Below are 26,421 nucleotides of genomic sequence, written 5' to 3'. Positions count from 1 at the left end.
GTGTACGGACCGGTCGGTGGACACGGCTCCCGATAGGCCAGAATAGCCGCCCGCAAGACGGCGGGACAGCCGTGCGGACTGTCCTTTGGGTCAGGCCGCCGACGCGTAGGGGCGCCGCGTGGGCTTCCGGCCGAAGAAGGCGCGCAGGATCGCCAGGGCCTCATAGCGGTGCTGCCACAGCACGAGGCAGCGTTCATGTCCGTAGCCGGCGATCATCCGGCACGGCAATTTCGCCGCGTTGAGGCAGGCGGTCAGCGACGACATGCGTGAACCGCCCGCTCGCGTCTCAACCTTGATGCACGCCCAGTCGGCGCGATGGGTCAGTCCCGAGGCTTCGGCTTCGCGCTTTTCCGCGACCACGGAAAGCAGAGGCCCTTTTTGCCCTAGCACGCACAACGGAACCAGCGGCAAATCGTAGTAGCTTGACTCGTCGACCAGGCAGATGGCGTAGCGGCGGGGATCAAGATAAATGTTGGCTGTCACGGTCATATCGGCGTTTCTTTCATGAAGCGGATTTGCCGAACCGCAGGGCTCGGCGCGTTCCCGGAGAACCGCATCCGGGATCCATCGGGTTTGTTCCTTTTGAGTCCGTTCCGGTCCGATGGTTCAATCCGGTCTCATGAAAAACTGATTTTAGCCGGTTTTCTACATGACATTCGGTAAAATCCTACGCGTTCCCGAGCGGCGTCACCATGCCCCCGTCGCGCCGCTGCGTCCTTCCAGCCATTGCCAGAGCGCCTGCAGCGCGGGACTGCCGTTGCCGGCGGCGCAGTACGCCCGCACTTCCATTGGTGCGTCCCATCCGTCGGCCGCCCGCACCAGACGGCCTTCGGCCAAGTGGCGGGACGCCAGACTCTCGGGGAGCCACGCGACGCCATGGCGATCCGCGGCCATCGACATCAGCAGCATGGCCATTTCGCCTTCGTAGCGGTTTTCCAGATTCACCTGCCGGTTCTGCTGCCGCAAAATCACACTCGCCACCCGGCCGAAGAATGTCCCCGGGGAATAGGCCAGATACGGCACCGGCTCGCGGCTGCCGCGAACGATCGGATGCAGAGCGGCGCCATCCGGAGCCGGCGCGCACAGGGGAATCAACGACTCGCTGTACAGCCGCAAGCTGTGAAAGTTGTCAGGATCCAGCAAGGTGGGAACCTGAGGGTGGTAATAGCCGACCATCAGGTCGGCCTGCCCATCGTAAAGCATGGCCACCGAATCATTGACGTTGGCGGCCACCACCCGCGTCTTGAATGCGGGGTGATCCTGGCAAAAACGCGAGAGCAGGCGAGGGGCGCAGGTCAGCGACAGCGAATGCCCGGCCACGACACGAATCGTCGAGCCGCCACCGCCATGCAATTGCTGCATGGCCGAGCGGATGTCCAGCAACATGGTCAATGCCGTCTGCCCTTGCTCGCACAGCACCATGCCCGCCTCCGTGATCGACAAGGGGTGGTTGCTTCGATCGACCAGCGCGACACCGGCCCAGGCTTCCAGCGCCTGAATGCGCCGGGACAGGGCGGACTGGGTGATGTGGCGCGCCTCGGCGGCACGCGAAAAACTGCGTGTCTGCGCAAGCGCCAGCAGATCCTTGATCCATTTGAGCTGCATAACCGCAGACCGGGCAGAGCCGGTCCTTCCTTGTCCGTTACTAAATCAGAATATGAGTATATTCCAAATTTTCATGGAACTATGCTCCATACGCATCATATCTGCGGTCGGCATGACTAGAATCAAATTCTGTGACCTGTCCGCCAGACAGGATCGGAATGACACATATCAGGATAGATAGAGAGAGAACATGAGTACTCGTAAATTGACGGCCCGAATCGGGATCGCCATGGTGCTGGGCATCGCTGTCGGCAGTGCCTGCCATTCGATGGTGCCGGATGCCGCCGCCGCCAAGGAAGTGGCGTCCTACTTCAGCCTGGGCACGGACATTTTCCTGCGCATGATCAAAATGATCATCGCTCCCCTGGTGTTCGCCACCCTGGTCTCCGGCCTGTCGGGCATGACCGGCTCGGGCGCGATCGGACGCATCGGCGTCAAGGCCATGCTGTGGTTCCTCTGCGCTTCCCTCATCTCGCTGCTGCTGGGCATTGCCCTGGTCAACTTCTTCGAGCCGGGCATGCATATGAGCATTCCCCTGGCGGACATCACCTCCAGCAGCGGACTGAAAGGCGGGGACATCAATCTCAAGGGCTTCATCGCGCACCTGTTCCCCAAGAGCATCACCGAGGCGATGGCCAACAACGAGATCCTGCAGATCCTGGTGTTCTCGCTGTTCTTCGGCTGCGCGCTGTCCTTTGTGAAGGGCAAGGGGCATGACACCATCGCCAAGATGATCGACGATCTGACGCACATCATGTTCCGCATCACCGATTACGTCATGGCCTTCGCGCCGGTCGGCGTGTTCGCGGCGCTGGCGTCGACGATCACCGTGGAGGGTCTGGGCATCCTGTCCACGTACGGCCTGCTGATCGGGGAGTTCTATCTTGGCCTGATTCTGCTCTGGGCGATTCAGTTCGGCGTGGCCTACCTGTTCCTCGGCAAATCGCTCGGCCGTCTTTCCGGTCTGATGCGCGAGCCGCTGCTGCTGTCGTTCGCCACGGCCAGCAGTGAATCCGCCTACCCCAAGACCATCGAGGCGCTGACCCGTTTCGGCGTGCCGCAGCGCATTTCCAGTTTCGTGATGCCCCTGGGTTACTCGTTCAACCTCGACGGTTCGATGATGTACCAGGCCTTCGCCGTGATGTTCATCGCGCAGGCCTATCACATTGAAATGAGTTTCGCCCAGCAACTGACGTTGCTGCTGGTTCTCATGGTCACGAGCAAGGGCATGGCCGGCGTGGCGCGCGCCTCGCTGGTCGTGGTGGCCGCGACCCTGCCGCTCTTCCACCTGCCAGAGGCGGGACTTCTTCTGATCATGGGCATCGATCAATTCTTCGATATGGGGCGCACCGCGACCAACGTCGTCGGCAACAGTCTTGCCACGGCCGTGGTCTCCCGTCTGGAGAACGCCACCGAAGCCGTGCCGGCAGCCGATCCTGTCAGCGCCACAGAAACGGCCTGAAGCGACCGGGTATTGCCCGTTTACCCGTGCCGAAGTCTGGCACGGGTTTTTTTGTGGCGCATCGCGCCGGCACGGCGATTCGCCCGGCTTCGCCCGTCTTGCCCGAGGCTTTCATGCGAGTTGCAGCAGGTCCCACTTGTTGCCATACAGGTCAACGAACACGGCGACGGTTCCATACGCCTCTTCCCGCGGAGCTTCAAGAAATTTCACGCCCCGCTTTTGAAAAGCCGCATGATCGCGCTGAAAATCATCGGTATGCAGGAACAGGAAAACCCGTCCGCCCGACTGATTGCCAATCGCGCCGTCCTGCAGCGGCGAAGCCGCCTTGGCCAGGAGCAAGGAGGTTCCGTCGCGACCGGGTGGCGCGACCCTCACCCAGCGTTTCCCTCTTCCGAGGTCCGAGTCTTCCAGTAACGAAAAACCCAGTGTTTCGGTAAACCATTCGATCGCTTTGTCGTAGTCGTCGACGAGCAAGGCGATGTTGGCGATGTGTTGGTTCATGTCTCGATGAGCGTGGTGTTGATCGCAGGGGCGGCGCAAGGCGCGAGCCGCCCGCCCTGTCTGGGGCGAATCAAAAAAGCGGCCATCGATGCCGATCGGGATCGATGGCCGCCGAAGTTTCCCGTTGAGGGCCAGTTTATCTCTTTTGCGCGCCTTCAGCGTGAGGCGATGCTGCGCCGCCGCGGTGGCGTCGCGATCTTGCCACGCGTCAACCCTTGACCTGAGCGGGCTTCCGATGCAAATCCGGCAAAAGGGCGGTGACGATGCCGAGCAAGGGCAGGAAGGCGCACACCCGGTAGACGGTTTCGATGCCATGGCTGTCGGCCACCATGCCAAGCAGCGCCGCGCCCAGGCCACCCACCCCGAAGGCCAGTCCGAAGAACAGCCCGGACACCATGCCGACCTTGCCGGGCACCAGTTCCTGCGCATAGACCAGGATCGCGGAAAACGCCGAAGCCAACACGAATCCGATCACGAAGGACAGCACGCTCGTCCAGGTCAGGTCGGCATAGGGCAATGCCAGCGTGAACGGCGCGACCCCCAGAATGGAAAACCAGATGACGCGCTTGCGTCCGATGGCATCGCCGATCGGCCCGCCCAGCACCGTGCCGGCCGCCACGGCGAACAGGAACACGAACAGGTGCAGTTGGGCCGCCTGGATGCCGAGTCCGAAATGCTGCATCAGATAGAAAGTGAAATAGCTGGTGATGCTGGTCAGGTAAAGGTATTTGGAGACAACCAGCAGCACGAGGATGAACAGTGCGAAGGCGACCCGCCCGGCGGGAAGGGAAGACGCCGCCACCGGCCTGACCGATTTGGCCGCGCAGTGCTGATGGCTGTACCAGGCGCCGACCCGCCAGAGCACGATCATGCCAAGCAGCGCCGCCCAGGAAAACCAGGCCAGGCTCGACTGCCCGAAGGGAAACACGATCAGGGCCGCGAGCAGAGGACCGGTGGCGCTGCCGGCATTGCCGCCCACCTGGAAAATGGATTGGGCGAGGCCATGCCGGCCACCCGAGGCCATGCGCGCCACGCGCGACGATTCCGGGTGGAAGACCGACGAACCGGTTCCGACCAGCGCGGCGGCCAAGAGCAGCACGGGATACGAGTGGGCGCGGGAGAGCAACACAAGCCCGCACAGGGTAGCGCCCATGCCGGCGACCAGCGAGTACGGCATGGGGCGCTTGTCGGTGTAGACGCCGACCAGCGGCTGCAAGAGCGACGCCGTGCACTGGTACGTCAGCGTCAAGAGTCCGATTTCGGCGAAACTCAGGTGGTAATTACCCTTCAATAGGGGGTAAATCGCCAGAATGAGGGATTGCAGCATGTCGTTGAGAAAATGCGTGAAGCTGATGGCGCCCAGCACGCGAAAGCGGGTGGTGGCCGCCGTAGGGGCTTGTGATGCGACAGTCATGGCTCGCGGTCTTCAAAGAGGTGGGATGCACATGCTAGCCTGCAAAGGCGCCGCCTGTCCTGCTACTATAAGACAATCATCTTCGCGAAACGGACAAGCGTGACGGACTTCTCCCATATCCATCAATACGGCACCGGCGCGGCTCAGGTCGTCGCCAAGGCGCGGGACTATTCGCCGGGCACCTTGACGCCGCGCCACGCCCATCCCACGGCGCAACTGATTTACGCGGTCGAGGGCGTCATGGTGGTCGTTACGGCGCGTGGACAATGGATCGTGCCGTCCACGCGCGGCATCTGGCTGCCTATCGACACCTGGCACGAGGTACGCATGATCACCCATGTCCGTATGCGCACGGTCTACGTGCGCCACGATGCGCTGGATGGGCTTCCGGACGAGTGCCGGGTACTGGCCATCACACCGCTGCTCAGGGAGCTGATCCTCGCCGCCATGACCGTTGCCATACCTTACGGGGACGACTCGCGCGACGGGCGCGTCATGCGCCTGCTGCTCGACGAGATCCGCAGCCTGCCGTCCCTGGCGCTCGCGCTGCCCAAGCCCGACACCCCCGCATTGCGCGAATTGTGCGATGCCTTGCAAGCACACCCGGACGCCGGCGATTCGGTCGAGTCCTGGGCCCGCCGTTTCGCCATGGATCCGCGCACCCTGCAACGGCGTTTTCATAAAGAAACCGGTCTGTCGCTCGGCCGGTGGCGGCGTCAGGCACGTCTGATCGGCGCGCTTGAGCGACTCGCCGCGGGAGCCAGCGTCCTGCAGGTTTCCCTGGACATGGGCTATGCCAGCCCCAGTGCTTTCGCCACCATGTTCAAGCGGGAGCTGGGCGTGCCGCCCAGCGAGTTTTTCGCGGTGGAAGCCGGCGGGTGACGGCCTGAACACTTTCCGCCGGCGACACCGACAAGGAGAACACAGCATGCTCGTCAATTGTGCGGCCTACCGCGATGGCCGCAAGATCGCCGATATCGACAAGGCGGCCATCAGTGATTATGTCAGCCAGGAAGACTGCTTCGTCTGGGTCGCCCTGAAAAATCCCACGGAAGGGGAAATCGACGAAATGGGGCATGAGTTCGATCTGCACCCGCTGGCGATCGAAGATGCCCGGCACGGACATCAGCGTCCGAAAATAGATGAGTACGACGGCATGCTGTTCTGCGTGATGCACACGCTGGAGTCGGACGAAGACGGATTGCTGCGCAGTGGCGAAGTATGCGTGTTCGCCGGACGCAATTTTGTTTTATCCATCCGCAACCGCAGCGAAGCCGGATTTCAGGATGTCAGAAAACGCTGCGAGTCGGATCCTCTGATGCTGCGTCACGGCGCCGGGTTCGTCCTGTATGCGCTGATCGACGCCGTGGTGGACCGGTATCTGCCGCTCATCGATCGTTTCGACGACGAAATGGAGTATCTGGAAAATCGTCTTTTCACGGCGCGGGCCACCACCCGCTCGAACATCGAAGATCTCTACGCCCTCAAGCGCGATCTGACCAAAGTGCTGCATGTGGTGCACCCGCTTCAGGAGTCCGTCAAAAAACTGTGTGGGGGCTGGACACCGGGCGTGTGCGCCGGCATGCAGGACTATTTCCGGGATGTGAACGACCACCTGGAGCGCATCGTCCGCAGTCTGGAACGCATCCGCGACATGCTCCTGACCGCCACACAGGTCAACCTGACCCTGGTCGCGCTCGACGAGTCGGTGATCACCAAAAAACTGGCGTCATGGGGTGCGCTGTTCGCGGTGCCGACCATGATCGCCGGTATTTACGGGATGAATTTCGCGCAAATGCCGGAGCTTCACATGCGTTACGGCTACCCGGTCGCGCTCCTGGTCATGCTGGTGGCCGACCTGATCCTCTGGCGCCGCTTCAGGCGTTCGGGCTGGTTGTGACACGCGGCCGCGCACCGTGGACAGTCGTTTGGCCGGCGGGTATAGTGCCGGCATCATTTTCGCGAGATCCCTCAGTGGACGTTACCCCTGGATACCGGCCCCGCGCCGGTCTCTAGCGGCCAGGACACCTTCCGCGCGCTGACGCCCGCTGTCCTTTGCCGCTTAGGCGGACAGCGCGGACGGACACTCTCCGCCCGGGCCGCGTCCGGTTTCATCTCCGTTGCCCCCGTTCCCGGCGAACGGGCGGAAGGACTGTTTTTGTCATGCACGCTTTGTTCAATTTCGATTTCGCCGGCTTCCTGGACTCGCTGGTCCGGCTCGCCATCGCTTTTCTGCTCGGCACAACCATCGGTTACGAGCGCCAATACCGTCAACGAACGGCCGGACTGCGCACCAATGCGCTGGTCGCCGTTGGCGCCGCCGTGTTCGTCGATCTGGCCCACCACCTGAACGGCGCGGCGGGCGCCGTTCACGTCACGGCTTACGTCGTGTCCGGGGTGGGGTTTCTCGGCGCCGGGACCATCATGAAAGAGGGGCAGAACGTGCGCGGACTCAATACGGCGGCGACGCTGTGGGGGTCCGCCGCCGTCGGCGCCTGCGCGGGCGCCGACCTGTTCGCCGAGGCCTTGCTCGCCGCGTTGTTCGTCCTGGCGGCGAACACCTTGCTGCGTCCGATGGTCAATTCGATCAACCGGCGTCCGATCAATGCCAGAAGTTCGGAAATCACCTACCAGTTGACACTGATCGTCGACGACACGCATCAGAAAGAGGTGCTGGCCGAACTGGATGCCCTGCTGGACGAAGCCAATTACCCGTTGGCGGATCTGGATGTCGAACCCTTCGGCGACGACGGTGTGGAAATCACGGCGACCCTGATGTCGTCCTCCGCCGACTCGCGGGAGCTTGACCGCATCGCCGAAATCATGGTCGGCAAGGATCACGTCCGGCAGGCTTACTGGAATCCTGGCGCCACGGAATAGGGTTACAGCGAGTCGCTGCTCGCGAGCCGTGCCCCCAGGCGCGTCATTTCCTCGAGAAAACCCCGGGCAAGGTCCTCGAATCCGGGCACCGGACTCGCGCAGTCGGTCAGGATGACAAGACGCCCGGCGAACGACGGACCGAGGTGGCGAACCAGGCTGCGCACCGAACTTGCCACGCAGTGGGACAGGGCCTCGCCGGCCACCACCACGCATTCGGCTTCGGCGAGCCGGGCGACGCGCCGTCGGTCGAAACGGGTCGCGGGATCGGCGTCCAGCGGAACATCCGCCTCGAAAGCGGAAAAATGCTCGGTATCGGGATTCAACCCCTTGAACAGCACGTCGGTCGCGCGCAGGCGCCGGCACTCCCACTCCCGCAACGCGGCGGCAAGCGGTTCGTAGATACCATGCCCCCAGGTTCCGACCAGGCAATGCGGCGGCCAGACATACAGCGAAGCCCGCGCCAGATACGCGAGGGCCGTTTCGCGGCGCGCCGGGTCGGCGGTCATCCAGACGCCGCGTTCGACATCCTCCCGGCTGATCGGCGTGTGCAGCGGCTGTTCGCCCAGAGCGTTGCGCCAATAGGCCGGATGCGCGATATCGTAGGCGTGATGGCTGTCCAGCGTCAGGGTGATCCCGTCAAAACGCTCGGCATGTCGCCGGATCAGCCCGGCCAGCCGGTCAAGATCGGCGGTCGCGCCGGCGACGGGCAGCGCCGAAGCGGGAAGGTCGCAAAAGTCGTTTTGCGGGTCGACAATCAGCAATTCCATGTAAAAACCACTCCACCGCGGCAAGGAGGGAAGACAGACGCGGCCGCCACGCCGGACCGCCGAACGATTTTAGCGGCATGGCGCTCCCTGTGCCAGACGGAAGGCCCGCCCGGGTGGGGGCGAATCCGTTATGATAAGGATTCCTTGCCAACCGGAAACGCCACATGGCCTCGGATCCCGATTTTGTCGATTTTGTTTGCGGCCAGATGGCCGCGGCCGGCACCATCACCTTTCGCAAGATGTTCGGCGAGTTTGCGGTTTACCTGAACGGAAAGGTGATCGGACTGGTCTGCGACAACCAGTTTTTTCTGAAACCCACCGGGGCGGGGCGACTCCTCCTCGGGGTCCCGGTGGAGGCGCCGCCGTACCCCGGCGCGAAACCTCACTTCCTGATCGGCGAGCAGCTCGACGAAACGGATCTGCTGACCCGCCTCGTCAGGGACACGGCGCGGGCACTGCCGGAACCCAAACCGAAAAAACCACGAGCGCCCAAAAACGTCAAGTGACGGTCGCCGCCCGGCAAGGCGGGACGGTCACCGGGTCATGAGTGAATAAAACGGCTCATCGCGCAGGGCTTCGTTTTGCGCCGCGCCGCCATACCGGTCACTGCGCAGTTCATTCCGATAGCTCAGGTAGTGCCAGTGCGCTGGCCGGACATCCGACTGCGGGTGAACGCCGGGCGCGATGCCATGCGCGGCCAGTTGCGCTTCCAGAGCTTCGACAAAACACCGGATGGCGAAGAGTTCTTGCGCGCGATAGCCCGAATCCGCTGCTTCCGGTTTCGCATACAGCGTCCATTGCGCGCCGACACTGACACGAGAGGCCGGGTCGGCTCGCGCCATGTCGGTCACTTTCCATTTGTCGAACGGGCAGTGTTCCGAGAACAGCAAACCGGCGATGGCGCCGAAAGCGGCGGGGACCTCCGCCTGTTGCACGCTGAGGTGAAATTTATCGCCATTGAACTTCCCCTGACCGTGACCGAGCTCCCGCCTGGCGTGAATGAAAACATCCAGTGGGTCGTGATGAACCAGAAACCCGTGACTCATCAATGCAAACCCGACTTGCTGCAGGGCGGCGTAGTCCAATGGGTCGGTGGCCGGATGGAATTCCGGTTTCGGCAAATCCCTCATCTGTTGAGCCAGATCAACGGAATACTCGCGCAAATGATCACGAGAAGCGAGGTTGCCCGTTTGCGTGGCAAGCGGGGGCAGAGTGAGGGGTGGCAAATCAGCGGGCCGTCTGATAGGCATGACAATAATCCAGGAAAACGCAAACATGCGCGATCCCGCCATTATCCGGCTTCGCCGGCGGGTGGAATTCCAGAAAACGCGCGAGGGCGTCCCGGTTGTTTCCCACTGCAGAAGGCATAGCCCTCATCCCGGCGGCCGGTGGCCGGTGTCACGCGCCGTTGCCGCGCAAACGTTCCGCTCGGCCGCGCAGCCACTCGAGCGTCAGCAGCAGCACCACGGAAAACCCGATCAGCAAGGTGGCCGCCGCGGCGATGGTGGGGCTGAGGTTTTCCCGGATGCCACTGAACATCTGACGGGGCAGGGTGGCTTGCTCGGGTCCGGCGAGAAATAGCGTGACCACCACCTCGTCGAACGACGTGGCGAAAGCGAACAGCGCGCCCGATATCACGCCCGGCGCGATCAATGGCAGGGTCACCCTGAAAAACCTCGTCAACGGCGGCGCGCCGAGACTGGCGGCGGCGCGTGTCAGATTGTGATTGTAGCCTTGCAAGGTGGCGCTGACCGTGATGATCACGAACGGCACACCCAGCGCGGCATGCTCCAGAATCAGTGTCGTGTAGCTGTTGTCCAGCCCCAGTGGCGCGAAAAACAGATAACTGGCCACCCCGACGATCACCACGGGCACAACCATGGGGGAGATCAGCACGAAGAGAATCAGCGACTTGCCGCGAAACTCTCCGCGCGCCAGACCGACCGCGGCGAGTGTTCCGAGCACCATCGCGACACCGGTCGCGGCCGGCGCGATCAGGATGCTGTTTTTCAGTGAGCGGATCCATTCGGGAGAGCTGAACAGATCGGCATACCAGCGCAGTGACACGCCGGTCAGCGGATACACCAGAAACGATCCCTCGTTGAACGACAGGGGAATGATGACCAGCACCGGCAGGATCAGAAACAGCAAGGTCAGCCCGCACAGCAAACGCAATGCGAAATACCAGATCCGCTCGGGCAATGTCATGGTGGGGGTCAGCATGTCCGCTCCTTTCAGCCAAGCCGCAGGCGACCCGCGCCCACCAGCCAGTTGTAGATCAGGTACAGCAGCAACGTCGCGGCCAGCAGCAGCCCGCCCAGCGCCGTCGCCATGCCCCAGTTGATCGACGAATTGGTGTAAAACGCGACAAGGTAACTGACCATCTGGTCGTTCGGACTGCCCAGCAGCGCGGGCGTGATGTAATACCCGATCGACAGGATATAGACCAGCAGGCACCCGGCTCCGACGCCGGCCACCGTTTGCGGAAAATACACGCGCCAGAAACTGGCGAACGGATGGCTGCCCAGCGAGATGGCGGCTTTCATGTACGAGGGTGAAATGCCCTTCATTACGCTGTAGATCGGCAGAATCATGAACGGCAGCATGATGTGCACCATCGAGATGTAGACTCCGAGCCGGTTGAAGACCAGTTGCAGCGGATGGTCGATCACCCCGATCCCGAGCAGCGCGCTGTTGATCAGTCCGCCGGACTGCAAGAGGACGATCCAGGCGGCGATGCGAACCAGGAGCGACGTCCAGAACGGCAACAGCACCAGTATCATCAAGAGGTTGCTGCGGCGCACCGGCAGGATGGCCAGCAGATAGGCGAGCGGGTAGGCGAGCGACAAGCACAGCAGCGTGACCACCAGACTCATCCAGAATGTCCTGGCGAAGATATCGAGGTAAATGGCCTGATCGGGGGAGGCCTTCGCCAGTTCGCCAAGATCGTCGATGCGGTGATCCAGGGCGGCGAGCAGGTAATACGGGGTGTATTCGTGGACATTGCGCCGGATGGCCAGCCAGTAGGCGGGGTCTCCCCAGCGCTCGTCAAGCGCGATCAGGGCTTCCTTGCGCGATGGCGCGTGACCGGACTGCGGCAATTGCCGCGCCGTCTTGTTCAGCAAGCTTCGGTAGCCGGCCAGTTCCATATTGAGTCGCTTGCCCAGATCTCCGAGCTTTTGCGCCTCGCGCGCCGCGGAAAGATCGGTTTCCAGCGCAGCGTAGGCCGCCTCCGGAGGCAATGCGCGCCCATTCCACTCCTTGAGAGCGGCTACGGTCCGCGGCAGGGCGCCGGCCACCTCCGGATTCACCACGCTGCGTACGAGCAGCGCCGCGATGGGGGTGACGAACACAAGCAGAATGAACACCACCAAGGGCAGGATCAGCAACTGGGATTTGATGCGGTTCATGCGTTCGGCACGCGCCAGTTTGCGCTTGATCGGCTCACCGTGCTGGGTCAGCCGTTCAGGCAAGCCGGCGGGAGAAGCGGAAGAGGTCATGCGAGCGTCTCCTGGTTCCTGTCAGGCGGCTTCCGGCCGGCAAGGACCGGAAGCCGGGCGGGGGTTACTTGCTGGCCCAGGCGTTGAAGCGCTGTTCCAGCGATTCGCCGAAATCGGCCCAGAAAGCCACGCTGACGGCGAGGCTGTTCTTGATATTCTGGGGAGAGGTCGGCAGTTCGGCGGCCACTTTGCGGTCCAGCAGCGCCGTGGCTTTCTTGCTGCTCGGGCCGTAGGCGATCTGCTCGGAATAGACTTTCTGGTTTTCCGGACGGCTGGCGAACGCGATGAACTTCAGCGCGGCGTCCTTGTTGGGGGAGCCTTTGGGAATCGCCCAGGAGTCGAAATCGTACATGCCCCCGTTCCAGACGATCTTGAGATTCTTGCCTTCTTTCTGGGTGGTGGCGATACGGCCGTTATAGGCCGAACTCATCACCACATCCCCGGAAACCAGGTACTGGGGCGGCTGGGCGCCGGCTTCCCACCACTGAATGTGAGGCTTGAGCTGATCGAGTTTGCGAAATGCCCGGTCGACGCCGGCCGGGGTGGCCAGCACTTTATAGACGTCCTCGCCGGTCACACCGTCGGCCATCAGCGCGATTTCCAGGGTGTATTTGGCGCCCTTGCGCAGACCGCGCTTGCCGGGATATTTCTTCACGTCCCAGAAGTCCTTCCAGCCCGCGGGCGCTACCTTGATCTTGTCGGCGTTGTAGGCCAGCACCGTGGACCAGACGAAGATACCGATACCGCACGTTTGCGCCGCGCCGGGCACGAAGTCCGCCTTGTTGCCGATCCGGCTATAGTCCAGTTTTTCGAACAGGCCTTCGTCGCAGCCGCGCGCCAGTTCCGGCGATTCAACCTCCAGCACATCCCAGGAGACGCTGCGGGTGTCCACCATGGCTTTGACCTTGGCCATTTCCCCGTTGTACTCGCCGCCGATCACCTTGATGCCGGTCGCCTTGGTGAATGGCGCGTAATACGCTTTTTCCTGAGCGGCCTTGTTGGCGCCGCCAAAGGAAATGACCGTCAGGTCGCCGGCGTGAAGGGTGGAACAGCCCGCCGCGAGCAACACGGCCGATACGGTCTTCACTGCATTCTCCATCGTGATTCTCCTCATGGTTTAGGGGCACTGCGCACACGTCGACTACACGGCCACCGGATCGAGGGCTCTTGCGTGTTCGATGTTCCAGCCGAGCGTCACGACATCGCCCACGCCCAGCTCGGGGTCGAGACTGGCGATCGGCTGCTTGACGATGAACGCCGCGTTTCCGCATGCTTCGAGGCGGATGCGCACATGGTCGCCAAGGTAAATGAATTCCCGAACCCGACCGGAAAACCGGTTGACCGGAGTCGTGGCGTTGAGCGATATCCGCTCGGGACGGACGGACAGGGACACCGGCTGCCCCGGCGCGGCGTCGTGCACGGCCATGGCCCGCACCGATTCGCCGTTGTCCAGCCGGACGACGCATTCCGGCCCTTCGCGTTTTTCCAGACGGCCGCTCAACCGGTTGTTCTCGCCGATGAAATTGGCGACGAAGGCGTTGCGCGGCGTTTCGTAAAGCGCCTGGGGCGTGTCGATCTGCTGGATTTCTCCCTGATGGAAGACCGCGACACGATCCGACATGGTGAGCGCCTCGCTCTGGTCATGCGTCACATACACCACGGTCACGCCAAGTTTTTCATGCAGATGCTTGATCTCGATCTGCATGTGCTCGCGCAGTTGCTTGTCCAGCGCCCCCAACGGTTCGTCCATCAGCACCAGTTGCGGCTCGAACACCAGGGCGCGGGCGAGGGCGACGCGCTGCTGCTGCCCGCCGGACATCTGGCCCGGATAGCGGTGCGCGAAGGCGTCAAGCTGAACCATGGACAGCGCGCGCTTGACCCGTTCGGCGATGTCGGTCTTGTCAAGCTTGCGCACTTTGAGGGGAAAGGCGAGATTCTCCGCGACCGTCATGTGGGGAAACAGCGCGTAGTTCTGGAAAACCATGCCGATATTGCGCCGGTGGGCCGGCACGCGGTTGAGCGAGCGGTCCCCCAGTAAAATCTCGCCGGAGGTCGGCGTTTCGAATCCGGCGAGCATCATCAGGCTGGTGGTTTTCCCGGATCCGGACGGTCCAAGCAGCGTGAGAAACTCGCCTTTGCGGATGTCCAGGTTCAGGTCCTTCACGATCAGGCTCTCGCCGTCATAGCTTTTCTGAACGTTGCGAAAACGCACCAGCACGTCGTTGACGGGGGACTCGCTCATGCTCACTCCTGATGGACTGGGTATGGGTCGAGTGTAAAAGCTCTAAATTGAAATGGATATCGGCATGTAGAGGATTTTTCTGTCAGTGTTTGACGCGGGTGATGGGTAGGAAAATCCCTACACGCATTTCCTCAGATCAGTTTGTGATCGATGGCGTAGCGCACCATGTCGGCCACGGAGTGCGCCTGCAGTTTCTGCATCAGCCGTACCTTGTGGGTACTGACCGTTTTGGCGCTGATCGCCAGCTGCTGGGCGATTTCATTGATATTGGCGCCGCGAACCAGCCGCTCGAAAACCTGGTACTCGCGCTCGGACAGCTGAGCATGCGCCGGCCGCGAATCGGTCAATCCGACCTCGAACACCATGCGATCGGCCAGATGGGGGTCGATGTAGCGCCCGCCGCCCGCCACCTTTCGTATCGCCGTAAGGAGCAGCGCCGGGTCGCTGTCCTTGGTGCAGTAACCGGCCGCGCCGGTTTTCAGGGCCCGGGCGGCGATCTCCACCTCATCGTGCATGGACAGCATCAGTACCGCCGGCGCCATGGGCAGGGCGCGGATCCGGGCAATGCTCTCCAGTCCATTGGCGCCGGGCATGGAGATATCGAGCAACACGACGGCGCAGGGAGTCTTCCGTAAAATCTCCAGAAGCTGCGCGGCATGCGTGGCTTCACCGGCGATGCGGATATCGCCCGCCAGCGTCAGCAACTGCTTGAGTCCCTCGCGCACGATCTTGTGGTCTTCGGCAATGACGACGTCGATCATCCTGTCTCCTTCATGTCTTCTTCCACGGGGATGCTCACCGACAGCACGGTTCCCTGGCCCGGCTGGCTTTCGATGGACAGCGAGCCGCCCAACAGCAACACCCGTTCGCGGATGCCGACAAGACCGAACGAACGCTCCGGGGAGTGTGCCTCGGGATCGAAGCCCTTGCCATCATCGGCGATGCTCAAGGTCAGCCTGCCGCGCTCCGAACGCAGCCCGATACTGACCATCGACGCTTGCGCATGGCGCAGCACATTGGTCAGCGCCTCCTGCAGAATCCGGAAGAGCCCGATCGCGTGCGCATCCGGCAAGGATGCCAGCGTCTCCGGCACGGTCACATAACACGGTATGCCCGAGCGGCCTTCGAAACGGCGGGCCTGCCATGCGATCGCCGAGCCGATGCCGGCGTCAAGCACGGGGGGGCGCAGGGCGCTGGCCACATCGCGCACAATCAGGAAGGTCTGCTCGATCAGTTTTTTCATGACGGCGAAACGCTCCGTCAAACCGTGCTTCCCCGGTTTCAGGCTCAGTTCGCACATCGACATTTCCAGGCGCAGCACGGTCAGGATCTGCCCGAGTTCGTCATGCACTTCACGGGCAATGCGCGCTTTCTCCTCCTCTCTGACCGATTCAAGATGCGCGCTCAATCGGCGCAGCAAACCGCGCGATTCGGCCAGTTCGATTTCCGAGCGCTTGCTGGCGGACATGTCCCACAGAATGCCGTCCCAGATCACATGGCCGTTGCCCAAGTGGCGAGCCCGCGCTTTGATGTCGGCCCACACCGTGCCATCGGCGCCGTCCATGCGGCCCTGCCAGTCAAGATCGGCCGCCTCGTCGGCCGCCCTGCGCCAGGCGGCGTCGAACGAAGCCCGGTCATCCGGGTGCACGGCGCGGCGTATTCCGTCCTCCGCGCCGATCATCGCCGACGGCGCCACACCCAACAGCGCCTGGCTCGCGTCGCTGACGAAGGCCAGACGCGGCTGCGCCTCATGATTACGCTCCAGGCGGAACACCATGCCGGGGACATTGGCGGCGATACTTTTGAACCTGGCCTCGCTCTCCTCCAGTTCCGCCCGCGCGCGCAGTCGCTCCGTGATGTCGCTCAGATAGACGACAAGATACTCTTCGCGGCCGAAGCGCAGGAAACCTTGATGAACGCCCACCGGCAACCAGTGTCCGTCGGCTTTGCGGCATCGGCTTTCACCATACTGCTCGGTGGCGTGTCCGCGCAGGGCATTCCAGCGCGCGAGCCACCGGGCGGGCGTCAGGTCGGGCTCGAGCGCCGCCAGCGGCAAATTCCGCATTTGCCGCCCGTCGTAACCGAGCATCTGGTGAACCGCGCGGTTGGCGTAGCGAATGCACCCCTCCCAGTTCACCCACAGGATGCCTACCGTGCTGTTGTCGATGGAGTATTGGGCCAGCCTCAGCGACTCTTCCGCGACCTCCCGCTCACGGCCTTCCTGGCGCTCCGCGAGCAGGCGGCTCTCCAGCGCGAGCCGCCCGCGGCGCTGCCGCAGGGCCATGATGCCCGCGCCGAAGGCCAGCGCGAAGAGGCCATAACACAGGCGGCGCCAGAACAGCGGGGAGTCGGTGACGGGAGGATGGCCCGGCCTCAGCCAGCGCTCGGCGATGTTGTCCAGCCGGGCGGACGGCAGGCTTTGCAATCGGGCGTCCAGCAAGGGCGGCAGCTCGGGCCAGTCCTTGCGTACGGCGATTCTGAGCAGATGGGTGTAACCGACATCGCCCACCACGGCCAGAGGGGAAAACTCCGGCTCTTTGAGGAGCGTCGCCAGGCGGGCCTCGTCGATGATCGCGTAATCGGCGTCGCGCCGCATCACGGCCAGAAGCGCCATCCGTTCGGTGCCGGCGGCGACGCGCCACAACTCCGGATAGTTGCGCTCCATGAAGGACATGACCCCACCCCCGGCGGGCAGGGCGAGGCGCGAGGACAGGGGCAGCGTTTCCAGGTCGACGATCCGCCCGGACGCGTCCGGCAAACCGACAATCTTGTGCGGCACCCGCAAATAGGGCTCGGAAAACAGCCAGAATCTCAGCGCCGACGGGGTCTGCTGCAAACCGGGCGCGATATCGACATCGCCGCGCAACAATGCGGCATCCAGTTCGGCGCGCGATGGATAGGTCCGCCAAGTGATCGATACCGGCCAGCGCTCGGCGACCAGCTTCACGAGCTCCACATCGGCCCCTTCCAGCGCGCGGGTTTGTGGGTTGATGCCGGCGTAGGGGGGCTCCAGCACGATACCCACACGCCAGTGATCATGCTTGCCGGCCGATTCGCCATTCGCGCAGACAAACGCCGGCACGAGAAGAAGGGCGATCAGCACGACGGCATGTCTGACGAAAAGGAAGACGGCGATGATGCGCTCCTCGGAGGGGGTCGTGAGGATCATATTCACACAATCGTCACATCGCAGACAATCCCGGCAAGTTCAACGCGTTATTCCCGCCACAATGTGTCGTCGCCATTGCCCGGGGGGCATGCCGAAATGACGGCGAAATCCACGGGTAAAGGCCGCCTGGTCGGGGAAACCCAGCCGAAGTCCGATGTCGACGAGCGCCTCCTTGCCATCGGTCAGCAGCGGCAGCGCGGCTTCAAGCCGCAGACGCATCTGATACTGGTGGGGAGGGCAGCCGAAGGCTTCGCGAAACAGGTCGTGAAAACGTCGCTCGCCCCAGCCGAAACGGGACGCCAGGTCGGCGGCGCTCACGTTCCGGTGCAGATTTGCGCGCAAGAACCGGTCTATGTGCGCGACCGGGAAAGTACGGACTTCGCAAGGCGCGATACCCAGCGCCAACGAGAGGCGGCTGGCGATGGCGACCGCCATGCCCCGCGCGGCGACGCGGTTCAGGGCGCCTTGGGCGCGAACGGCATGCAGCAGAGCCCCGCCGGCCCCGGCCGGCAGGGAAAACTGCCGGGTGCGGTCAAGAAACGCGGCGGGCAGCGCGACCGAACCGGCCGGCAAGTCGAGCACCAGCTGGCAATTGCCCGGCTCGCCGACAAAATCGTGACAGGCACCGGCGGGGATGACGAGCCCCGTTCCCTCCGTCATGCGATAAGCCCGGCCGCCGATTTCCAGCTCGGAGCTGCCCGAATACCCGAGAAGAACCTGACTGAAGTCGTGACGGTGGCGCGCCGGTTCCTCGCCGTAGTGGCGCCACTCGACCAGCGGATCATTGTGCGCGCGGTGCCGGATCATGATTCGGCCGCTCCTTGCGGCGACACACTGCCACGCCCGCCAGGGCAATCGCAAAACCAGCCATCTGCATGGTGGTCAATGCGCCATCAAAAAAGTAATAAGCCTGCGCCGCGACCAGTGGCGGCACGAGGTACAGCAGTGATGTCGCGCGGGCGGCGTGCCCCCGGTTCACGAGCAAGACGAGGATCAACGAACCCGCGCCGGACAGGCCAAGCACTGACCAGAAGAGGGCGCCATACAGCACCACGCCCGGCTCCCACCGGGACTCGCCGCTCAACCAGGCAAGCAGGCCGGCCAGGAGCAGCGAGGCGGCGTTTTGCAGTGCGGCGCTGCTCCACAGCGAACCGCTGCTTGTCAGGGTGCGTTGCAGCAAGGTGCCGGCGGTCAGCGCGGCGATGGCGAACGCAGCGAGGAGCAGCACCGTTGTCATTCCGCCATCCAGGCGAGACGGCAAAAGCAGGGGCAGCATCACCAGCGCCACCCCGCAGAACCCCGCGGCGAGCCCCGCGAACAAAGACGCGCCCGGCCGCTCTCCGAAACAATGCCAGGCGATGAGCGCCGTCAGCATGGGTTGAAACGCGCCGAAAAGCGCCATGACGGCCGGCGGCAATCCCAGTGCCACCGCCTTGAAGCTGGCGCAAAGGTAGCTTCCGTACATCAGGATTCCGATCGCCATGTGGCGTGGCCAGGCACGAAGCGGCGGCCAGGCGGCGCCGATCAGTTTCGCCACGATGCAGAACAACAGGGCCGACAGGCCAAAGCGCGCGCAAAGAAACAGCGTGCTGTCCGCGAACGGAGCGATGGCGCGGCTGACGATGAACCCGGTCGACCACAGGACAACGAACAGACCTGGAAGAAAAACCATGGAGTGGATTTCCGGTGTGGTGAATCATGTGCGAAGCGTAGATGGCTTTATGGCGGGCGTATTGTCAAAAACTGCAAAATTACCATGCATTTCCCGGAAAACCCGGAGTTTGTCGGGATATTATGTGAGCGAATCCACTCGACCGGGTAGCCTCATGCACACGATTGCGTTGAAGTCCGCCTCCGGCGTCTCCGCGACACAGCTTCACGCCGCCTTTGTCTCGGCCTTCGCCGATTACCTGCTGGGACCGTTCGAACTGGACATCGCGCAGTGGCCGGGTTTTCTTGCCCGTCAGGGCGTCGACCTCGATCAGAGCCGAGTGGCGATGAACAACGGGGAAATCCTCGCCTTTACTCTTGTCGCCCCCAGACCCGAAAGCGGACGCTGGCGCCTGGCCACGATCGGCGCGTTCCCCAAGGCTCGGGGAAGCGGCGCCGCGCCGGCCTTGCTCGAAGACGCCATCGAACGCGCGACCATCGCGCGCGCCGGGGAACTCGAACTGGAGGTTTTCGCGCAAAACGGCCGGGCGGTGGCCATGTATCGCCGCCATGGTTTTCAGTCACGGCACGAATTGTTCGGCTATCACAAGGAAATCGCGTCCACCGCGAGCGCCCCCGAAACGGTTCGCGACGTATCGCGCGACGAAGCGCTGGCCTGGCTTGACGAAGCCGCCCGTCGCATAGCGGATCTTCCCCTGCAGGTCACGGCCCCCATCCTCGCATCGCTTCAGGTCCCGTTTCACGCATGGCAATCGGGAGATGCCCAGCTCGTTTTTCTCAAGACCGGGGAGCGGCAGTTGACGATCAACAGCCTGGTTGATTGCGACGAGTCACAGCGCCATGCGCACCTTCTGTTGAAAGCGCTGGAGCACCGTTACCCCGGATACTCGGCGAAGGTGCCGCAGTTGCAGCGCGACGATGTCGGCGGCCGGGCATTGCTCGCCGCGGGATTCGAACGCCAGGCCTTGCACCAGATGTGGATGACACGCCCGGTCGGTGCACCGCGCTAACCCCGTGACATCCTTCCCGCCATTCCATTTGGTTCAGAAAATGCTACTGATCTATTTATTTGCATCAAGCAGGCATTACTGATCTATCCTTAATTCAGCCACCATCAATACCGCCGGTATCAATAACCACACAAATCAAGCCGGCGGCTCCGCGGCCGCGAGTGCCGGGACGCGCCGAATTCCCCGGGGGCGGCGTCGTGTGGTCTGATTTCGTCAAAGGCAGTCGTTTCGAGTCGAACAGGAGTTTCATCATGTCGACACCGGTCGTCCGACTCATGCAGCGCATGAGTTATCCGAGCCGCTTCGCCCTGATCGGGGCTGTTTTCGCCATCGCCTTGGGATACATGGTGTACGGCCTTTACCGAACCAACCAGGACTCGGTCGATTTCGCGCTCAAAGAACGGCAAGGGGTTGTTTATCTATCACCGCTTATCGACACGCTAAAAGAACTTGGAATCGCCGAGGATGCGGCGGGGCGGGCCGCGGCGAGCTCCGCGCAAGGTGGATCGGCCACGCCCGGCGCGAGCCTGGGCAAGCAGTGGGAAACGCTCAAAAACGTCAACGACGCGATGGGAGCGGAACTTGGCACCGCCAGAGCCTGGGAAGACCTTTCCGCCAGCCGTCAGACCCTGACGGGGCCGGGTGACGCCAAAACACTCATGAAACGCTTCGATGCCGTCGCGGACCGTCTGTCGACCTTGATCGGCGTTGTCAGCGATGCATCCAACCTGACTCTGGATCCAGATATCGACACGTTCTATCTGATGGACGCGGCGACCGTCAAACTGCCCGACCTGATGAACAATCAGGGCGAGGCGCAAGCCTTGATGGCCAAGGCCGGACAAGGCCGAACGCTCGACCAGGATGAAAGGGACAGACTGATCGAGCTGAGGCTATTGCTCTCCCGAGGGATCGAAGGCCTGCGCAGCGACCTGGCCAAAGCACAAGCCTACAATCCGGCCTTGCAGGGGGATCTTGCCCCGGCGCTGAGCCATTTTGCGGGGATCATGCTCAGTCAGACGCAAGGCATGGATGCCGTGCTGGCCGGAAAAACCGCCAACGGCGGTGCTGAACAGGCGTCACGGGCGCTTCAGTCCGGCAGCGAACTCGCGGCACTGACGCTCAAGAAACTCGATTCGCTGCTGGCCGCAAGGATCGTGCGCATGCAGGGGCAGCGAAATCTCTATATGGGCATCGGTCTTGCCTCCATGCTGCTGGCGGGATTTCTGTTTCATCAACTCTATCTCTCCATCACGCTGCAGTTGGGCGGCGAGCCATTCTATGTGCAGCGAATCGTCGAACAACTGGCGGCGCGGCGCCTGGACACCGACATCCGCTTGCGCGCGCACGACACGACCAGTTTTTTGTCGTCGATCCGGACCATGCGCGATCAGCTGCATGACACCGTGGTGCAACTGATCAGTACGTCACAGGCGATGGATCATGCTTCGCAGCAATTGACCGATAGCGTGAAGCAGATCACCGGGAGCAGTACATTGCAAAGCGAGGCCGCGGCCAGTATGGCTTCGGCCGTTCAGGAGCTGAGCACCAGCCTGTCCGTCAGTGCCGAAGAGTCGATGCATGCCGATCTGCTGGCGCATGCCGCCGTCGAAAAAGCATCGGAAGGTCATGCCGTCGTCGCCAAGGCGTCCGAGAGCATGGCCAGCATTGTCAGGGATATTTCATCGGTTTCGGAAACCATCGCTTCCCTGGGGCGGCAATCCGCATCGATCGCGACGATTGTCGATGTGATCCGCGATGTCGCCGACCAGACCAATCTGCTGGCGTTGAATGCGGCCATCGAGGCGGCGCGCGCCGGCGAACAGGGCAGGGGCTTTGCCGTCGTGGCCGACGAGGTCAGAAAACTGGCCGAGCGGACAGCGCGTTCCACAACGGAAATCAGCGCCATCGTCACGGAAATCCAGGAGACCGTCCGCAAGGCGTCCGACAACATGGCCACGGGCATGCAAACCATCGAAAACGGCCGGGAGCATGCCCTTCAGGCCGGGGACAGCATCGGCTCGATCGCCGCAGGCATCGATGAGGTGCTGTCGCGGGTCAATCTGATCGCGCTGTCCCTGAAAGAGCAGAGCACCACCAGCCAGACTCTGGCCCAGAATGTCGAGAGCGTGGCGCAAATGGCGGAAGAAAACGCTCAGACGGTCAAGGCCAGCGCCAGAACCGCCGACCATTTGCAGGATATGTCGCGCGACCTGGGGGCGCTGGCGGGGCGGTTTACCGTGTGAGGCGAATGCTGCGCCGATGCATGGTTCCGCGCCGGGCCGTCGCGGCCTGAGCTTCCAGTCAGTTCAAATGCCCGCCCAAAACGGCCATCATGGCCGGCATCGGAGCGCCGCTTCTGGATAACATCAATTGGCGGCATGGCGCTGTCGGCCAAACACAAGAAAACACGCCAATATTCCAGCGTATTTTCCGATGCGGATCATCGACGCTTGCCCGCCCTTGCACGCATCGTTACAGTTCGCTTCCACCCCTCGCAACGCACTCTTCCGTCGCCGCGGCGATCTGACTCATTCAGGAAAGGATGGCATGAACTCCAATCTGTCCCGCCGCCAATTATTGCGCGCCATCGCCGTCAGCCCCCTCATCGCGGCTGGCGGAACGCTGTTTGCCTCGCCCGGTGGCGAAACCGCTCAATTGGGCCTGGCTCACCTTGAAAAGGAGGCGGGGGGGCGGCTCGGCGTCATGGCGATCGACACCGGGAGCGGCGCCGTGATCGCCTACCGAGCCCGGGAGCGTTTCCCCATGTGCAGCACATTCAAGGCCATGCTCGCGGCGGCGCTCCTCGCCCGTTCAGCATCCGAGCCGGGGCTGCTTGATCGACAGATTGAACTGCGCTCCAACGATCTGGCTCCTCACTCTCCGGTCACACAAAATCACCTCGGCGAAAAGATGCGTATCGACGCATTACTGGAAGCGATGCTCGGCCAGGGGGACAATACGGCCACCAACCTGATCATGAAACACTTGGGAGGGACGGCCGCCGTGACGGCTTATGCCCGATCCCTCGACGATACGGCATTCCATCTGGACCGCTGGGAGCCGGAAATGAACTCGGCGATTCCCGGCGACGAGCGGGATACCACAACCCCCGAGGCCATGGCGATCAGCATGCGAAAGCTGTTGCTGGGCGACGCTCTGGGTAACGTTCAGCGGGGACGGTTGCGCGACAGCATGCAGGCCAGCACGACCGGCGGCGCGCGCATCCGCGCCGGTGTTCCGCCCACGTGGCGCGTGGCGGACCGGACCGGTTCGGGTTACTACGGCACGACCAACGCCATTGGCGTCGCCTGGCCGCCTGTCCGTGCGCCGATAGTCATGGCGATTTACTTTACGCAACCTCAGAAAGCGGCGCCATGGCGCAATGATATTGTGGCGTCGGCCGCCCGCCTCGTCGCAGAAACATTCGGAGAACGACCTTCCCGATAAAAACAGGGGCTTTTCGGCGCAACCTCAATTCATGTATGGTAACTGGCACTACTAATAATTTTTCACATCACATACATGACATTGGAGCTATCGAGTGGCAACTGTTTCTTCTGAGGACGGGCTCAAGCGAGGCCTGAAAAACCGCCACATACAATTGATTGCCCTGGGAGGCGCGGTGGGGACCGGGTTATTCCTGGGGTCCGCCAGCGTCCTGAAGGCAGCGGGACCTTCCATGATCCTGGGCTACGCGATAGCCGGGCTCATCGCATTTCTGATCATGCGCCAACTGGGCGAGATGGTGGCGCAGGAGCCGGTGGCCGGATCGTTCAGCCACTTCGCCTATCGTTACTGGGGCGATTTCGCCGGCTTTCTGTCCGGCTGGAACTATTGGGTGCTGTATGTGCTTGTCAGCATGGCGGAGCTGACGGCGGTCGGCACCTACATTCAATTCTGGTGGCCGACGATCCCGACCTGGAGTTCGGCACTGGTGTTCTTCCTTGCCATCAACGCCATCAACCTCGCCAACGTCAAGGTTTACGGCGAAGCGGAGTTCTGGTTCGCCCTGATCAAGGTGGTCGCCGTGATCGCCATGATCCTGTTCGGCGGCTACCTGCTGATTTCCGGCACGGGAGGACCGCAAGCGACCATCGCCAACCTGTGGCAGGACGGCGGGTTCTTTCCGCATGGGGCGAGCGGGCTTTTCATGATGCTTGCCGTGATCATGTTTTCGTTCGGGGGACTGGAGCTCATCGGCCTGACCGCGGCGGAGGCTGACAACCCGCAAAAAACCATCCCCAAGGCAGTCAATCAGGTCATTTACCGCATCCTGATCTTCTACATCGGCTCCCTGACGGTGCTGTTGTCACTGTATCCGTGGAGCAAGGTCGCCGATGGCGGCAGCCCCTTCGTGATGATTTTCGAGCAGATCGGTTCCGGCCTGACCGCCAACCTGCTGAATTTCGTGGTGTTGTCCGCGGCGCTGTCCGTCTACAACAGCAGTGTCTACGCCAATAGCCGCATGCTGTACGGCCTCGCCATCCAGGGCAACGCGCCTCGCGCCCTGATGAGGGTGGATCGCCGCGGCGTGCCGGTGACGGCGACCCTGTTTTCCGGTGCGGCGACGTTCGCCTGTGTGATCCTGAATTACGTCTTGCCTGGGCAGGCGCTCGGCATCCTGATGTCGCTGGTGGTGTCCGCGCTGGTCACCAACTGGGCGATGATCAGTCTGACCCACCTGAAATTCCGGCAGGCCAAGGCGCGCACCGGCGAGACACTGGTATTCCGGTCGCTCTGGTTCCCGGCATCCAACTGGCTGTGTCTGGCGTTCATGGCGATGATCCTGCTGATTCTGCTGATCACCCCGGGCGCGGCCGTTTCCGTGTATGTTCTCCCCGCATGGCTGCTGGCGCTGTGGATCGGCTACCGCAGCAAGGGGCAAGCCAAGGAAGCCGCGGCGGCATCCGGCTCGTAACCTCCTGTCCATTCCCTGGGGCGGCGCCTTCCTGGCGCCGTCCGGCCCGTCTCGCGAGCCATCGCGAACGCGAATCGCACTCCATCGGATTCTCGACTGCACACAGCCAACCCGACAAAAATCCGCATCGACTCTATACTCAATAGATAAAAGACCGACGAGGCCCTTCGATGCCGGATACCCCCGCCACCATCCTGATTGTGGATGATGCCCCTGAAAACCTGGGTATTCTCATGGAGCTTCTCAGCCCTCAATACCGCGTGCTGGCCGCCCAGAGCGGCGCCAGGTGTCTGGAAATCGCTGCGTCGCCGACCCCGCCCGAGCTCATACTGCTCGATGTCATGATGCCGGACATGGACGGATACACGACACTGCGGGCATTGCGAAGCCGGGAGGACACCCGCGACATTCCGGTCATGCTGCTCACCGCGCTGGCCGATGCGGAGAACGAAGAGCAGGGACTGGCCATGGGCGCGGCCGACTATATCGTCAAACCGATCAAGCCGGCCGTCGTGATGGCGCGCATCCGCACCCAGCTCGAAGCCCGTCAGGCCCGCCGCTGGCTGAAAGACCAAAACGGAATTCTGGAGAACGAAGTCGCCCGGCGCATGGCGGAAAACGATCTGATCCAGCAACTTGGCATCCGGGCGCTGGCGCATCTGGCCGAAATCCGCGATCCGGAAACCGGCAATCACATCCTGCGCACCCAGGCCTATGTCCACTTGCTGGCCGGTCTCTTGCAATCGCACCCCCGTTTTTCCGCCACGCTGTCGCCGCACTACATCGCCCTGCTGAGTCGCTCGGCTCCGCTGCACGACATCGGCAAGGTCGGAATTCCCGACCACATCCTCCTGAAACCAGGACCGCTGACCCAAGAAGAATGGGCCATCATGCAAACGCACGCCAAGCTGGGCAGCGACGCCATCGAGGAGGCCGAAAAGGACATCGAACGCCCGGTCGAGTTTCTCGCGCTCGCCAAGGAAATCGCCCACTGGCACCACGAGCGCTGGGACGGAACGGGCTACCCGGACCGCCTCGGCGGGGATGCGATCCCCGTCTCCGCGCGCCTGATGGCGTTGGCGGATGTGTTCGATGCGCTCATCTGCCGGCGGGTCTACAAGCGCGCCATGACCTTCGAACAGGCGCGCGACATCATCGAAAAGGGCAGGGGCACTCACTTCGACCCCGATGTTGTCGATGCATTCCTCGAGCATTTCGTCCGCTTCGTCGACATTGCCCGGCGATATCAGGACGATCACTGACTGATCGGGGAGAACCG

Annotated in this window: 25 protein-coding genes; 11 read left to right on the top strand and 14 right to left on the bottom strand. The window is 62.7% G+C overall.

Translation table 11 applies throughout. The annotated features are described in order from the left end of the window. Positions 1 to 90 precede the first annotated feature (90 nt). Both JNO50_RS09790 and JNO50_RS09785 read right to left on the bottom strand, forming a co-directional pair. Positions 91 to 489 carry an ACT domain-containing protein gene (locus JNO50_RS09790; RefSeq protein ID WP_189535333.1) on the bottom strand — a complete coding sequence of 133 codons (399 nt, stop codon included), beginning with the start codon at positions 487 to 489 and terminating at the stop codon, positions 91 to 93. 198 nt (positions 490 to 687) lie between these two features. Then, on the bottom strand, positions 688 to 1,605 hold the full coding sequence (locus JNO50_RS09785) for a LysR family transcriptional regulator (protein ID WP_189535331.1): 918 nt from the start codon (positions 1,603 to 1,605) through the stop codon (positions 688 to 690). 190 nt (positions 1,606 to 1,795) lie between these two features. Between JNO50_RS09785 and JNO50_RS09780 the strand changes: the two genes are divergently transcribed. Next, entirely contained in the window at positions 1,796 to 3,067 is a 1,272-nt protein-coding gene (locus JNO50_RS09780; RefSeq protein ID WP_189535329.1) for a dicarboxylate/amino acid:cation symporter, read from the top strand. A gap of 111 nt (positions 3,068 to 3,178) precedes the next feature. Here the strand turns inward: JNO50_RS09780 and JNO50_RS09775 are convergent, their stop codons facing one another. Beyond that, on the bottom strand, positions 3,179 to 3,568 hold the full coding sequence (locus tag JNO50_RS09775; RefSeq protein WP_189535327.1) for a VOC family protein: 390 nt from the start codon (positions 3,566 to 3,568) through the stop codon (positions 3,179 to 3,181). A gap of 6 nt (positions 3,569 to 3,574) precedes the next feature. Between JNO50_RS09775 and JNO50_RS09770 the strand changes: the two genes are divergently transcribed. Beyond that, the gene (locus JNO50_RS09770) at positions 3,575 to 3,787 is read left to right on the top strand and encodes a hypothetical protein (protein ID WP_189535325.1); all 213 of its coding nucleotides are present in this window, start codon (positions 3,575 to 3,577) and stop codon (positions 3,785 to 3,787) included. Here JNO50_RS09770 and JNO50_RS09765 read toward each other — a convergent pair. Further along, positions 3,777 to 4,982 carry an MFS transporter gene (locus JNO50_RS09765; protein WP_189535324.1) on the bottom strand — a complete coding sequence of 402 codons (1,206 nt, stop codon included), beginning with the start codon at positions 4,980 to 4,982 and terminating at the stop codon, positions 3,777 to 3,779. The two genes, JNO50_RS09770 and JNO50_RS09765, sit on opposite strands and share 11 nt — an antisense overlap. A 99-nt stretch (positions 4,983 to 5,081) precedes the next feature. Between JNO50_RS09765 and JNO50_RS09760 the strand changes: the two genes are divergently transcribed. The 3 genes from JNO50_RS09760 (at position 5,082) to JNO50_RS09750 (ending at position 7,862) form a co-directional block, all read left to right on the top strand. Beyond that, positions 5,082 to 5,864, top strand: coding sequence for an AraC family transcriptional regulator (locus tag JNO50_RS09760; RefSeq protein WP_189535322.1), 783 nt, complete (start codon positions 5,082 to 5,084; stop codon positions 5,862 to 5,864). A gap of 46 nt (positions 5,865 to 5,910) precedes the next feature. Continuing rightward, positions 5,911 to 6,882 (top strand): magnesium/cobalt transporter CorA, encoded by a 972-nt coding sequence (gene corA / locus JNO50_RS09755; protein ID WP_189535320.1) that lies wholly within the window; start codon positions 5,911 to 5,913, stop codon positions 6,880 to 6,882. 263 nt (positions 6,883 to 7,145) lie between these two features. After that, positions 7,146 to 7,862, top strand: a complete 717-nt coding sequence (locus JNO50_RS09750) for an MgtC/SapB family protein (protein ID WP_189535318.1) — start codon at positions 7,146 to 7,148, stop codon at positions 7,860 to 7,862. 2 nt (positions 7,863 to 7,864) lie between these two features. Here the strand turns inward: JNO50_RS09750 and JNO50_RS09745 are convergent, their stop codons facing one another. Continuing rightward, positions 7,865 to 8,629 (bottom strand): cysteine hydrolase family protein, encoded by a 765-nt coding sequence (locus tag JNO50_RS09745; protein ID WP_189535316.1) that lies wholly within the window; start codon positions 8,627 to 8,629, stop codon positions 7,865 to 7,867. Between the two features lie 164 nt (positions 8,630 to 8,793). On the opposite strand from JNO50_RS09745, the gene JNO50_RS09740 reads away from it, so the two are divergent. Next, positions 8,794 to 9,135, top strand: a complete 342-nt coding sequence (locus JNO50_RS09740) for a TfoX/Sxy family protein (RefSeq protein WP_189535314.1) — start codon at positions 8,794 to 8,796, stop codon at positions 9,133 to 9,135. Positions 9,136 to 9,162: 27 nt separating this feature from the next. On the opposite strand, the gene ospF is transcribed toward JNO50_RS09740, so the two are convergent. From ospF to JNO50_RS09695, 9 genes are all read right to left on the bottom strand, one after another. Further along, positions 9,163 to 9,906 carry a type III secretion system effector phosphothreonine lyase gene (gene ospF / locus JNO50_RS09735; protein WP_280530230.1) on the bottom strand — a complete coding sequence of 248 codons (744 nt, stop codon included), beginning with the start codon at positions 9,904 to 9,906 and terminating at the stop codon, positions 9,163 to 9,165. Positions 9,907 to 10,027: 121 nt separating this feature from the next. Next, the gene (locus JNO50_RS09730) at positions 10,028 to 10,852 is read right to left on the bottom strand and encodes an ABC transporter permease (protein WP_189535313.1); all 825 of its coding nucleotides are present in this window, start codon (positions 10,850 to 10,852) and stop codon (positions 10,028 to 10,030) included. An 11-nt stretch (positions 10,853 to 10,863) separates the two neighbouring features. Further along, positions 10,864 to 12,129, bottom strand: coding sequence for an ABC transporter permease (locus tag JNO50_RS09725; RefSeq protein ID WP_189535311.1), 1,266 nt, complete (start codon positions 12,127 to 12,129; stop codon positions 10,864 to 10,866). A 64-nt stretch (positions 12,130 to 12,193) separates the two neighbouring features. Next, complete coding sequence (locus JNO50_RS09720) at positions 12,194 to 13,228, bottom strand: ABC transporter substrate-binding protein (protein ID WP_189535309.1); 1,035 nt, start codon at positions 13,226 to 13,228, stop codon at positions 12,194 to 12,196. 42 nt (positions 13,229 to 13,270) lie between these two features. Next, positions 13,271 to 14,371, bottom strand: a complete 1,101-nt coding sequence (locus tag JNO50_RS09715; RefSeq protein WP_189535307.1) for an ABC transporter ATP-binding protein — start codon at positions 14,369 to 14,371, stop codon at positions 13,271 to 13,273. A gap of 131 nt (positions 14,372 to 14,502) precedes the next feature. Next, positions 14,503 to 15,132: a response regulator gene (locus tag JNO50_RS09710; RefSeq protein WP_189535305.1), complete on the bottom strand. Its 630-nt coding sequence runs from the start codon at positions 15,130 to 15,132 to the stop codon at positions 14,503 to 14,505. Then, entirely contained in the window at positions 15,129 to 17,540 is a 2,412-nt protein-coding gene (locus JNO50_RS09705; RefSeq protein ID WP_189535304.1) for a PAS domain-containing sensor histidine kinase, read from the bottom strand. Before JNO50_RS09705 ends, JNO50_RS09710 begins: the two co-directional genes overlap by 4 nt. Before the next feature lie 39 nt (positions 17,541 to 17,579). Beyond that, positions 17,580 to 18,347 carry a helix-turn-helix transcriptional regulator gene (locus tag JNO50_RS09700; RefSeq protein ID WP_189535302.1) on the bottom strand — a complete coding sequence of 256 codons (768 nt, stop codon included), beginning with the start codon at positions 18,345 to 18,347 and terminating at the stop codon, positions 17,580 to 17,582. Beyond that, the gene (locus JNO50_RS09695) at positions 18,322 to 19,212 is read right to left on the bottom strand and encodes a DMT family transporter (RefSeq protein ID WP_189535300.1); all 891 of its coding nucleotides are present in this window, start codon (positions 19,210 to 19,212) and stop codon (positions 18,322 to 18,324) included. The genes JNO50_RS09700 and JNO50_RS09695 overlap by 26 nt, the downstream gene beginning before the upstream one ends. A 154-nt stretch (positions 19,213 to 19,366) precedes the next feature. Between JNO50_RS09695 and JNO50_RS09690 the strand changes: the two genes are divergently transcribed. The 5 genes from JNO50_RS09690 (at position 19,367) to JNO50_RS09670 (ending at position 26,404) form a co-directional block, all read left to right on the top strand. Further along, entirely contained in the window at positions 19,367 to 20,221 is an 855-nt protein-coding gene (locus JNO50_RS09690) for a GNAT family N-acetyltransferase (protein ID WP_215796329.1), read from the top strand. 251 nt (positions 20,222 to 20,472) lie between these two features. Then, entirely contained in the window at positions 20,473 to 22,467 is a 1,995-nt protein-coding gene (locus JNO50_RS09685; protein WP_189535296.1) for a methyl-accepting chemotaxis protein, read from the top strand. A 304-nt stretch (positions 22,468 to 22,771) separates the two neighbouring features. After that, the gene (bla, locus tag JNO50_RS09680; RefSeq protein ID WP_189535294.1) at positions 22,772 to 23,671 is read left to right on the top strand and encodes a class A beta-lactamase; all 900 of its coding nucleotides are present in this window, start codon (positions 22,772 to 22,774) and stop codon (positions 23,669 to 23,671) included. A 94-nt stretch (positions 23,672 to 23,765) separates the two neighbouring features. Continuing rightward, on the top strand, positions 23,766 to 25,142 hold the full coding sequence (locus tag JNO50_RS09675) for an amino acid permease (protein WP_189535292.1): 1,377 nt from the start codon (positions 23,766 to 23,768) through the stop codon (positions 25,140 to 25,142). Between the two features lie 170 nt (positions 25,143 to 25,312). Further along, complete coding sequence (locus JNO50_RS09670; protein WP_189535291.1) at positions 25,313 to 26,404, top strand: response regulator; 1,092 nt, start codon at positions 25,313 to 25,315, stop codon at positions 26,402 to 26,404. Positions 26,405 to 26,421 lie beyond the last annotated feature (17 nt).

Origin of the sequence: Paludibacterium paludis, assembly GCF_018802605.1 — a bacterium.
Lineage (GTDB): Bacteria > Pseudomonadota > Gammaproteobacteria > Burkholderiales > Chromobacteriaceae > Paludibacterium > Paludibacterium paludis.
Note: the sequence above shows the minus strand (reverse complement) of the source record. Positions and strands in the feature narration are given on the sequence as shown.